At 72.1% G+C, this 10,831-nt stretch carries 11 protein-coding genes; all 11 read left to right on the top strand.

Annotated features, from left to right (window positions below; genetic code table 11):
• The first annotated feature begins 477 nt into the window (after positions 1-477).
• Positions 478-1,191 carry a hypothetical protein gene (locus ABT085_RS15295; RefSeq protein WP_351606770.1) on the top strand — a complete coding sequence of 238 codons (714 nt, stop codon included), beginning with the start codon at positions 478-480 and terminating at the stop codon, positions 1,189-1,191.
• Between the two features lie 16 nt (positions 1,192-1,207).
• Positions 1,208-2,056, top strand: coding sequence for a hypothetical protein (locus ABT085_RS15300; RefSeq protein WP_351606773.1), 849 nt, complete (start codon positions 1,208-1,210; stop codon positions 2,054-2,056).
• The gene (locus ABT085_RS15305; RefSeq protein WP_351606781.1) at positions 2,053-3,360 is read left to right on the top strand and encodes a TadA family conjugal transfer-associated ATPase; all 1,308 of its coding nucleotides are present in this window, start codon (positions 2,053-2,055) and stop codon (positions 3,358-3,360) included. The genes ABT085_RS15300 and ABT085_RS15305 overlap by 4 nt, the downstream gene beginning before the upstream one ends.
• A gap of 5 nt (positions 3,361-3,365) precedes the next feature.
• On the top strand, positions 3,366-4,403 hold the full coding sequence (locus tag ABT085_RS15310) for a type II secretion system F family protein (RefSeq protein WP_351606783.1): 1,038 nt from the start codon (positions 3,366-3,368) through the stop codon (positions 4,401-4,403).
• Positions 4,400-5,320 (top strand): type II secretion system F family protein, encoded by a 921-nt coding sequence (locus tag ABT085_RS15315; protein ID WP_351606786.1) that lies wholly within the window; start codon positions 4,400-4,402, stop codon positions 5,318-5,320. The genes ABT085_RS15310 and ABT085_RS15315 overlap by 4 nt, the downstream gene beginning before the upstream one ends.
• 89 nt (positions 5,321-5,409) lie before the next feature.
• The gene (locus ABT085_RS15320) at positions 5,410-5,661 is read left to right on the top strand and encodes a hypothetical protein (protein WP_351606789.1); all 252 of its coding nucleotides are present in this window, start codon (positions 5,410-5,412) and stop codon (positions 5,659-5,661) included.
• Positions 5,662-5,754: 93 nt separating this feature from the next.
• Entirely contained in the window at positions 5,755-6,174 is a 420-nt protein-coding gene (locus ABT085_RS15325) for a TadE family protein (RefSeq protein WP_351606803.1), read from the top strand.
• A gap of 90 nt (positions 6,175-6,264) precedes the next feature.
• On the top strand, positions 6,265-6,699 hold the full coding sequence (locus ABT085_RS15330; RefSeq protein ID WP_351606792.1) for a TadE/TadG family type IV pilus assembly protein: 435 nt from the start codon (positions 6,265-6,267) through the stop codon (positions 6,697-6,699).
• 32 nt (positions 6,700-6,731) lie between these two features.
• A complete protein-coding gene (locus ABT085_RS15335; protein ID WP_384725711.1) occupies positions 6,732-7,202 on the top strand; it encodes a pilus assembly protein TadG-related protein in 471 nt (156 codons plus the stop codon).
• 48 nt (positions 7,203-7,250) lie between these two features.
• Positions 7,251-7,787 (top strand): hypothetical protein, encoded by a 537-nt coding sequence (locus tag ABT085_RS15340; protein ID WP_351606795.1) that lies wholly within the window; start codon positions 7,251-7,253, stop codon positions 7,785-7,787.
• Between the two features lie 92 nt (positions 7,788-7,879).
• A partial coding sequence (locus ABT085_RS15345) for a BTAD domain-containing putative transcriptional regulator (RefSeq protein ID WP_351606797.1) occupies positions 7,880-10,831 on the top strand: 2,952 nt, incomplete at its 3' end.

The raw sequence follows: 10,831 nt of genomic DNA on the forward strand, positions 1-10,831 counted from the left end.
CGGCATATGCCCGGGGCTCACTCGATGAGGTGAGTCGGGGTGGGGGCGGTGATCCGTCGGAGTGGTGGGTCGTGGGTGAATCGTGCAGGGGTTATGACCGAGCGGTGACAAAGGGTCTGGAGGCTTGTGAGATCGGCGATATGACGGGGCGGCAGTACGGCTGATTCGCGGGCGCACATGGGGCTGCAGCTGTCTGTCGTTCGAGAGCAACTGGGTTGACAGTAAAGGCAGTTGCAGTCGGATAACGCCGGGGTGCGGTGCGCTTCGCGGGTCTCGGTTCGCCTTGAGGGGCTTATGCGCGGCTGATACCGTGCGAACGCTTGACACTCGGCACACGACTCCGCGTCGGCCAACTGCCCGCCCGGGGACCGATGTCCGGCGCGTCCCGCATAACGGGACGACGGGGTGAGTGTCCGGATTTGCAATGAATGCAAAGACGTTGGCAGACGATTTCTTGGGTGTACGGGGAGCGGTGGCGTGAAGATCCAGGAGCGTACGGGGGCGGGCGCGGGTCGTCCCGCGGTACCGGCCCAGCCGTCGGTCGGTGACCGGCTTCCGACGCCGCCGCGCGAGCGAAAGCCCGCGCTGGCCGCGCTGGCGGTGCTGCTGATCCTGGTCGGGGCGCTCGGCGCGACCATGCTCGTGCTCCAGGCCGGGGACCGCGTCGAGGTCGTGAAGATCACGGCGGAGATCCCGGCGGGCGGTTCGGTGACGACGTCCAACACGACGTCCGTGCTGGTCGCCGAGGACGCCGGTATCCACTATGTGCCGTATAGCCAGCTGAAGCAGCTGGAGAAGCTGAAGGCCGTCAGCACCATCCCCAAGGGCGTGGTGGCCGTCGGGGAGATGTTCGGCGACGGAAGCAAGCTCGAAGCCGGCAAGGCGACCGTCGGTCTCTCCCTCAAGGAGGGCCAGTACCCGTCCAACCTCGAGTCCGGGGACATCGTGGCGGCGTACCGCGTCGGCTCCCGCACCAGCTCGGGTTCGGGTGCGAGCGGTTCGGCCACGGACGACAACGCGCTGCTGGTCGACAAGGCGCGGGTCAGCTATGTGCAGCCGTCCAAGAGCGACGACGTGATCAGCAGCACCAGCCTGCCGGTCACGCTGGTCGTCGACAACGACAAGGCCGCCGCGCTGGCCCAGGCCGCGTCCAACGGCGAAGTGGCCCTCGTTCTCGTCCCCGGTAACTGAAGGCGGCTTCGGACCCATGGCTCTCATCGCTCTGGCCGCCGACAAGGGTTCCCCCGGCGTCACCACCGCGGCCGTCGCCCTCGCGGCGGTCTGGCCGCGGCGTTCCCTGCTGGTCGAGGCCGACCCGGCGGGCGGCGACCTCGTGTACCGCAGTGCCGCCGCGCACGGCGGGCAGCTCAACCCGAACATAGGCATGCTGTCGATCGCCGCGACCGCCCGCCGTGGTCTGGTGCCCGATCAACTCTGGGACCATGTGCAGCCGTTGAGCGGCGGTCTGGAGGTGGTGGTCGGGCTCGGGATCGCCGAGCAGGCCGCCGGTCTGGCGGGGCTGTGGCCGACGCTCGGCCAGGCCTTCGCCGCCCTCGCCGACTCCCCGAACGCACCCGCCGACGTGATCGCCGACTGCGGACGCATCAGCGGTGACACCCCGGCGGTGGAGCTGTTCGCGCACTCGGCGCTGGTGCTGCTGATCTCCCGTACCGAGCCCGAGGCCATCGCCCGGGTCCGGGACCGCGCCGCCGCCCTGTCGGCGAAGCTGCACGGCGGTCCGCGCGGTGCCGCGAGCCTGGGCAACCCGGTGATCGGGGTCGTCCTGGTCGCCGACCCGTCCGACGCGGGCAAGCTGGTCAACCAGGTCAACGACATGCTCGTGCACGCCCAGACCGGCGCCCGGGTGGTAGGCACGATCGCCGACGACACGGCGGGTGCCGAGCAGCTGGCGGGCCGCAGGCGCGGCCGGCTCGACAAGTCGCTGCTGATCCGTTCGGCCCGCAAGGTCGCCGCGGACCTGTACCAGCAGTACGGCGCCGCGTGGTCCGTACCGCAGCAGGGTCCGGTCACCGGCCATGCGGGAGCCGGCCGATGACCGCTGTCGACCACCAGCTGGTCAAGCGGTTCCGGCAGGATGCCGGTGACCGTATCGCCGAGCAGCGCCGCCTCGACCAGGTCTCCGGCGTCACGCCGATGTCCAACGAGGACGAACGTCACTACGCGCGCGCCGTCATAGCCCAGATCCTGGAGGACCACGCCCGCACCGAGATCAACGCGGGCCGTACGCCGCTGGACGCGGAGACCGAGGAGCAGTACGCGGCCGCCGTGCACGCCGCGCTGTTCGGCGTCGGCCGGCTCCAGCCGCTGCTGGACGACGCCGAGGTCGAGAACATCGACATCAACGGCTGCGACCAGGTGTTCGTCGGGTACGCGGACGGGCGCGAGGTCAAGGGCGACCCCGTCGCCGAGACCGACGAGGAGCTCATCGAGCTCATCCAGGTCCTGGGCGCGTACTCGGGTCTGTCGTCGCGGCCGTTCGACTCCGCGAACCCCCAGCTCGACCTGCGGCTGCCGGACGGCTCGCGCCTTTCGGCCGTCATGGACGTGGCCCGCCGCCCCGCCCTGTCCATCCGCCGGGCCCGCATGGGCAAGGTGTTCATCTCCGACCTGGTCGGCAACGGCACCATCGCCCCGGAGCTCGGACACTTCCTGGCCTGTGCCGTGCGCGCCCGCAAGAACATCATGATCGCGGGGGCCACGAACGCCGGCAAGACGACGCTGCTGCGCGCCCTCGCCAACGAGATCCCGCCGCAGGAGCGGCTCATCACCGTCGAGCGCGCGCTGGAGCTCGGCCTCGACACGTTCCCCGAACTCCACCCCAACGTGGTGGCGTTCGAGGAGCGGCTGCCCAACTCCGAGGGCCAGGGCGCCATCGCGATGGCCGAGCTGGTGCGCCGGTCGCTGCGTATGAACCCCTCCCGCGTCATCGTGGGCGAGGTGCTCGGCGACGAGATCGTGACGATGCTCAACGCGATGTCGCAGGGCAACGACGGTTCGCTGTCCACGATCCACGCCAACAGCTCGCACGAGGTCTTCAACCGCATCTCGACCTACGCCCTCCAGGCGTCCGAGCGACTGCCCATCGAGGCCAGCCAGATGCTGATCGCGGGCGCGGTGAACTTCGTCGTCTTCATCCAGCGGCGCAACAACTACCAGAGCGGCGGCCGCCTCCAGCGCGTGGTGACCTCCGTGCGCGAGGTCAACGGCGTCGACGGCCGTGTGCTGTCCAGCGAGGTGTTCGCCGAGGCGCCGGACGGCCGGGTCGTCCCGCACGCCCCCATAGCCTGCCTGGAGGAACTGATCGCCTACGGCTACCAGCCCCACGGAAGCTGGGGGTGAGCGCGATGACGACCTACACGGCGCTCGGCTCGCTGGGCTCCCTGGGCGGACTGTTCTCCAGCACCGTCATGTACGCGATCGGCTCCGGCGTCGCGGTCGGCGGCGGACTCGCGCTGCTCATCGTCGCGATCCGCGGACTGCCCGCCAAGCCCGCGCACGAGAAGCAGAAGGCCGGTGAGCGGGCGAGCGAGCTGATCCGGTTCGCCGGACAGCGCGGTTCGCTCGCGGCCCTGATCGGCCTGGTCGTGCTGCTGCTGACCCGCTGGGCGGTGGCCGGTGTCGCGGCGGGCGTGCTCGTCTTCTTCTGGGACCGCCTGTTCGGCGGCGCCGGCGAGGAGCGGACCGCGATGCGCCGGGTGGAGGCCCTCGCCTCCTGGACGGAGTCGCTGCGTGACACCATCGCCGGCGCGGTCGGCCTGGAGCAGGCCATCCCGGCCTCGGCACGGGCTGCGGCCCCGGTGCTGCGCCCCCATCTGGACGCCCTGGTGGACCGGCTGCGCTCGCGCACCCCGCTGCCCGACGCGCTCCAGATCCTCGCCGACGAGATCGACGACGCCTCCGCGGACATCATCGTCGCGGCGCTGATCCTCAACGCGCGGCTGCGCGGCCCGGGTCTGCGCCAGGTGCTGGGCGCACTGGCGAAGTCGGCGCGCGAGGAGGTCGACATGCGTCAGCGTGTGATGGCCCAGCGTGCCTCGACCCGCCGTTCGGTGCAGATCGTCGTGGCGGTCTCGGTCGCCTTCGTGCTGGGCCTGGCCGTCTTCAACCGGGACTTCGTGGAGCCGTACGGCACCGCCGTCGGCCAGCTGGTCCTCGCCGTGGTCTGCGGCCTGTTCGCGCTGGGCTTCTGGTGGCTGCGCAAGCTGTCCACCATCGAGACGCCGGAGCGCTTCCTGGTGCGCGACGAGTCCGCGGTGCAGTTCGTACGACCCCGGATGCCGGCCCCGCAGTCGGGTCAGGGCGGGCCGGGCCAGCCGCTGCCGGGTCAGGTCCCGCCGGGCCAGTCCCCGCCGCTTCGTCCGGAGGAAGGGGTACGCCGGTGAACCTGACGATGCCGATCACGGTCGGCGCAGTCCTGGGCCTGGGCGTCTACGCCCTCATCCGTGCCCTGATGCCGTCCAAGCGCAGCGCCGTCGCGCAGGTCGCGCGGATCGACGCGCTGCGGGCGCGCGGCACGGCGTACGAGTCGTCCCGCCAGACCCAGGACAGCGGACGCCTCGGCACGCTGCGCGCCCAGGTCGGCGCCCGCGTCTCCGACTTCTACCTCCAGCAGGGCTGGGAGCAGCGGTCGCTGCGCGCGGACCTCGCCGTACTGGACCGCAGCTGGGAGAACTTCCTGGCGACCAAGGTGCTGCTGGCGGTGGCGGGGCTGTTCTTCGGGCCGTTCCTGTTCGCCATCGTGTGGCAGCTCGGCTTCGGCTCCGGCCCGGTCATCCCGGTCTGGCTGGCGCTGCTGTGCGCGGCGCTGTTCTTCTTCCTGCCGGACCTGGAGGTACGCCGGGACGCCACCGAGAAGCGCCGCGACCTGCGCCGGGTGATCGGTGCCTACCTCGACCTGGTGTCGATGAGCCTGGCCGGCGGCCGGGGTCTGCCCGAGGCGCTGATGGCGGCGGCGGAGGTGTCCGACGGCTGGGCGACGCAGCGCATCCGCAACGCCCTCGCGGACGCCCGTATCACCGGCATCAGCCAGTGGCAGGCGCTCGGGCAGCTGGGCGAGGAGATCGGTGTGGAGGAGCTCAAGGACCTCTCCGCCTCGCTCGCCCTGGTCGCGGACGACGGCGCGAAGGTGCGCGAGTCGCTGGCCTCGCGCGCCGAGACCATGCGGCACCGCGAGCTCGCCGAGATCGAGGGCAGCGCGGGCGAGAAGTCGCAGTCGATGCTCGTCGCCCAACTGCTGCTGTGCGCCGGGTTCCTGGTGTTCCTGATCTTCCCCGCGGCGATGCGGGTGTTCCAGGTGTGACACAGAGCTGACACCGTTTACAGAACTGCCGCGCTTAGCCTCAACTGGCCACACCCGCAGTGAAATCGCATTCGAGAGGACAACTCATAATGAACGGACGGAACTTCACCACGGGGATCCCGGCCGTGGACTTCCTGGTCACCTTCTTCCAGGCCCGCGTCGAGCGTGCCCGCTCCGGCGAACTGGACCGGGGTGCCTCCGCGGTCGAGTGGGTCATCATCTCCGCGGTCGTCGTGGCGATCGTCGGCGTGGTCGCGGCGATCATCAACGCCGCGCTCAGCGACGGCGCCAACAAGGTCGGCGACTGCATCAAGGGTGCGAACGCCAGCGGCACCTGCTGACCGGACGCAGGGGGTCCGGAGTTCGCGATGCGGGGATACGGGGTGACGGGGTTGCTCGTGGGCGTAGGCAGAGGGATACGCCGCAGGGTGGCGATGACGCGTGAGGCGGCATCCACCCGCGGCGACTCCGGCATGACGGCGATCGAGTTCGTGCTGCTCACTCCCGTCCTCTTCTTCATGATCTTCGCAACGGTGCAGTTCGCGCTGTACTTCTTCGCCGACCACGTGGCCCAGGCCGCCGCCCAGGCCGGGGCCCGCAAGGCCCGCGCAACCGCCGACGAGCACCCCGGCGAGTGGCGGGGCGAGGCGCGGGGCGTGGTCGACACCTACATCAGACAGCTCGGCCCGCAGCTCGTGCTCTCGCCCGACGTGTCGCTGCTCCAGCCGGAGCAGAACACCGTGGGTGTGGAGATCACGGCCCGGGTGCCGACGGTGTTCCCGGGGCTGGACCTGACGGTGCACGCGCAGTCGTCGGGGCCGGTGGAGCGCTTCGTGCGGGACGGGGGGAACTAGATGGGCTCCTCGGTTCTCCGGCCGGGCAGGCGTCGTACGCACGTCTCGCGGGGCACGCGGGTCGCGCACGTCACGCGGGTCGTGCGGGACATGCGGGACGCGCAGGTCACGCCCGACGCGCCCGACGCGCGGGCCGGCGACCGCGGTCTGTCCACCGTCGAGGTAGTGATCCTGGCCCCGGTGATGATCCTGTTCATCCTGGTGCTGGTGGCCTTCGGGCAGCTGGTCGACGGCCGGGGCGCGCTCGACGGCGCGGCCCGGGACGCCGCCCGCGCGGGGTCGATCCAGAAGGACCACGGGACGGCCATCGCCGAGGCGCGCAGGGCGGCCGAGGCCGACCTGACGGACGTGTGCTCCGGCCCGGTGTCGGTGACCCAGACCAGCGCGGGCTTCGAGCCCGACACCATCTTCACGGTCCGGGTGAGCTGCGAGGTGCGCGGCCTGGCGATGCTGGGCCTGGACGTGCCGACCACGCTGACGGCGAGCTTCAGCTCACCCCTGGACCCGTTCCGGAGGACGGCGTGAGACTCACCCCTGGACCCGTTCCCGAGAACGGTGTGCGAGGACTCGTGCGCGCGGGCCGCGGCTGGTGGGCCGCCCGGCGCCCGCAGCTGGACGACCGCGGCTCCGGAGCCGGCGCGGTCATCATCTTCGCCCTGGTCTTCCTGTCCCTGTCGGCCTTCGTCATCGACGGCGGCCTGTCCATCTCCAAGCGGGAACGGGCCGCCGACATCGCGGAACAGGCCGCCCGGTTCGCCGCCCAGGACATAGACCGCGGGTCCCTCTACGAGAACGAGAACGGCCCCGCGCCGATCAACTTCCAGAACTGCGACACACGGGTCAAGACCTTCGCCCGCGAGATGGACATGACCGGCGCGGACATCGCCGCCAGCCACTGTGTCGCGGCCGACGCCCAACGGGTGCAGGTCGAGATCCAGTTGACGTACTCGCCCGTCTTCACCGGAATGTTCTACGGCGGGAACGTGGTCGTCCACGGCCAGGCGGTGGCGGAGAACGAGGTCGGCTGACCGGCCCCGCCCCGCCGAGCAGCAGAAGCAGAGGAACGGAATCCCCCCATGCGGTACGAAGAGAAGATCCCCAGGACATGGCTGACCCTCACCACGGTCCTCTACGTCGTCGGCATCGCCTGGATGGCCGTGGGCAGCCTGCCCGACGACCTCGGACTGTGGCTCGCCATGTCGGCGATGTTCCTGGTGCTGGTCTGGGTGCCCTTCAACGCGGTCCCGCTGTCGAAGTACGTCTACAACCGCATCCGGATCGACGGTGAGACGCTGCGGGTCGGCCGGGAGCGGATCGCGCTCGCCGACCTCGACCCCGCGTCCGTGCGGGCGGCCGCCGGGCAGCCGCAGCCGGGCCTGGTCCAGCGCCACGTGGCCGCCGCGGGCGCCCTCGACGTCCCGGTGCCGGGCCTGCGCGCCGCCGACCTCGGCAACCCCCGTCTGGTGGGCGGCGGTTGGTCCGTCCCGATGGGCATGGACAGCGCGGTGCTCGCGACGCGGGGCGGTGAGGCGCTGATGATCCCGACCCGGGACCGTGCGGCGTTCCTCGCTGCGCTCGGCGCGGCGCTCGGTGCCGACCAGGACAGGTCCTAGGGCGTTGCCGCCGCCCTTACCCGCTGTCAGCGGCAGTCCATAAGATTCAACGTAGTTCACCCCCGTCTCCACACCACCCCAGGACACCCGCCATGGCGCGACGCAGTACTCCAAGCTCCACGGGAAGCCCGGCCGGCCCGCGGAACCGCACTCCGCAGCCCGTGCGGCTGCGGCGGCGTACGTTCGGGGACTTCGTGAAGGCGTTCTTCGCCTTCGTCGCCCTGCTCGCGCTGGTCGTCGGCGTGCCCGGGGCGCTGGCCGTGGAGGTCGGGTGGCCGCTGCCCAGCGAGGCGCCGAGCCTCGACTGGCTGCAGCAGGAGATAACCGTCACGACGTTCCTGCACATCCTGACCGTCGTGGTCTGGCTGGCCTGGGCGCAGTTCACCGCGTGCGTCCTCGTCGAGGTGAAGGCGGCGGTGTCCGGTGTGGGCGTGCCGGGGCGGGTGCCCGGGTCCGGGCCCAGCCAGCTGCTCGCCCGCCAGCTCGTCGCGGCGCTGCTGCTCGTCGGCGCGACGGCCGCCAGCTTCACCCCGGGGCTCTCGCAGCTCGGGCACGGCATGGAGGGCAACCAGAAGGGGACCGTGGCCGCCGCGCAGGCGACGCCGGGACTGTTCGCGCAGCAGCAGGAGCAGGCCGCGTCCACCGCCGCCGCCCTGGCCGAGCAGGCTTCCCACGCGCAGGCCGACGCCGACAGCGGTACGGCCAAGGCGGGCGCCACGAAGTTCTACCGGATCCAGCCTCCCGAGGGGCGCCACCACGACTCCCTGTGGGAGGTCGCCCAGCGTCACCTCGGCGACGGCCGCAGGTACAAGGAGATCTACCAGCTCAACAAGGACCGTGTGCAGCCGGACGGTTCGCGGCTGTCCGAGGCCAGTCTCATCAGGCCCGGCTGGATCATGGAGATGCCGGGGGACGCGCGGGGCGGTGACCTCGTGGAGATGCCGGAGGCCGGTGCGGCGGTCTCGCCCGAGGTCCAGCAGCAGATCCACGACTACGCGAAGTCAGGCGACCACGCGAAGTCCGGCGACCACGCGAAGTCCGGGGACCAGGCACAGGGCGGGGACCAGCAGGGGGCCGACGCCTCCCGGGTGTCGCTGCCCGCGCAGCGGCCCGCGGGGGACGGCGCGCAGCAGCACGGGCAGACGGCCTCCGCCGACTCCGCAGACTCCGGCGACCAGGCCTTCGGACTGCCCGAGGCGCTGCTCGGCGCGCCGCTGCTCGCCGCCGGTCTGCTCGGCGCGCTCGGCCGCCGGCGCCGGCAGGCGCTGTGGCAGTCGGCCATCGGGGCCGTCGGCGGCCGCCGTGGCATGGAGCCGCCGACCCCGACCGGTGACGCCCTGGACGTCCAGGACGCGCTGCTCGTCGGCGCCGACCCCGAGGGCGTACGGCTCCTCGACCGCTCGCTGCGCGGGCTGTCCGCGGCCCTCGCCGACGAGTCGCGCGCCCTGCCCACCGTGTACGCGGCCTGGCTCAGCAACGGTGACCTGCACCTCCAGCTCGCCCAGGCCGCGGGCAAGCCGCCCGCGCCGTGGCAGCTCGGCCAGGACCAGACCTTCTGGGTGCTGAGCCGCGCCGACGCCGCGCGGTACGACGACCTCGACACCGCCGCCCCCTACCCCGGCCTGGTCAGCCTGGGCACCATGGACGACTCGCGGCTGCTGCTCAACCTGGAGGCCGTGCCCGGCATCGTCTCCCTGAGCGGCCGCGAGGCCGACCGGGCCGCCGTGTTCGCCTCCGTCGCCGCCGAACTCGCCACCAACGGCTGGTCGGACCGGATGACCATCACGCTCGTCGGGTTCGGCGAGGACCTCACCCCGCTCGCGCCCAACCGGCTGCGTCACCTCGACGGCATCGAGGCGCTCGTCGAGGCCATGGAGGCGGAGACCCGGCAGCGCCGGGGCGCGCTCGGCGCCGCCGGGCACGACTCCGTCCTCACCGGACGCACCGGCCCTGCCCAGCACACCCGTTGGGCCCCGCACCTGGTGCTGCTCGCCGCCCAGCCGTCCGCCGAGGACGCCGTCAAGCTGGCCGAACTGGCCAGCGACGCAAGCCGGCTGGGCATCGGCTATCTCGTCGGCACCGAGACCGGCCATCTGCCCGGCGCCGCCTGGGAGATGGAGATCAGCGGCGACGGCACCCTGCGCGCCCCGCTGCTCGGCCTGGAGCTGGCCGCGCAGATGCTGCCGGCGGCCCAACAGCAGGCCGTCGTCGAGCTGTTCGTGCAGGCGGACCCCGAGCACGGCCCGGACGGGCCGACGACGACCCCGCCGTTCCTGGTCGACATCAGCGAGCAGGGCCGCCCGGCCGTGTACGCCCGCCTCGTGGGCTCGTACGAGATCATCGGTCTGGAGGCCCCCGAGGACGAGCGCAGCGCGCTGCTGCACGAGGCGCTGGCCCTGTTGCTGCTGCACCGCGAGGGTGTGCACCCTCGGGTGCTGTCCTCCGCGCTGTGGCCGCGCGGGGTCACCGACGACGTGCGCGACGCGCTGATCGAGCGGCTGCGGGCCTGGCTCGGCACCGATCCGGACGGCTCGCCCCGGCTCACCGCCGACGCGACCGGACGGCTCACCCTCGCCCGGTCCGTCGTCTCCGACCTGGACGTGCTGCGCTCCCTCTACCACGAGGCCACCCAGGGCAAGGGCGTCGACAGCCGGGTCGTGCGCGGCCGGCTGCTCACGGACGCGCTGGTGCTGGTGCGCGGTCCGCTGCTCGCCGACCGGGCCGAGGGCCGCTACCGCTGGCTCACCCACGAGATCGTCGACGCCCAGCTGCCGCTGCTCGTCGCCGACATCGGGCTCGCGCTGTCCGAGTTCCACCTGGAGAAGGGCCGCGCGGAGAAGGCCATCGAGGCGCTGAACGCGGCCGTGCGGACCGCCTCGGCCGACGAGCGGCTCTGGCACGAGCTGCTGCGCGCCACGCACGCCACCGGGGACACGGACCGGCTCACCGCGCTCGCCGCCGACCTCGTCGGACGCAGCGGCGCGCGCGGTCTGCCGCCGCGCACCGAGGCGCTGCTCGACGAGCTGCTGCCGAGCTGGCGCGAC

Source organism: Streptomyces sp. NPDC002265, from assembly GCF_040296125.1.
Lineage (GTDB): Bacteria > Actinomycetota > Actinomycetes > Streptomycetales > Streptomycetaceae > Streptomyces.

Bases quoted from the DNA above. Each gene is read 5' to 3' on its own strand.
- ABT085_RS15320 (WP_351606789.1), top strand. From the start codon at position 5,410: ATGAACGGACGGAACTTCACCACGGGGATCCCGGCCGTGGACTTCCTG.
- ABT085_RS15340 (WP_351606795.1), top strand. From the start codon at position 7,251: ATGCGGTACGAAGAGAAGATCCCCAGGACATGGCTGACCCTCACCACG.
- ABT085_RS15330 (WP_351606792.1), top strand. From the start codon at position 6,265: ATGCGGGACGCGCAGGTCACGCCCGACGCGCCCGACGCGCGGGCCGGC.
- ABT085_RS15305 (WP_351606781.1), top strand. From the start codon at position 2,053: ATGACCGCTGTCGACCACCAGCTGGTCAAGCGGTTCCGGCAGGATGCC.
- ABT085_RS15300 (WP_351606773.1), top strand. From the start codon at position 1,208: ATGGCTCTCATCGCTCTGGCCGCCGACAAGGGTTCCCCCGGCGTCACC.
- ABT085_RS15310 (WP_351606783.1), top strand. From the start codon at position 3,366: ATGACGACCTACACGGCGCTCGGCTCGCTGGGCTCCCTGGGCGGACTG.
- ABT085_RS15325 (WP_351606803.1), top strand. From the start codon at position 5,755: ATGACGCGTGAGGCGGCATCCACCCGCGGCGACTCCGGCATGACGGCG.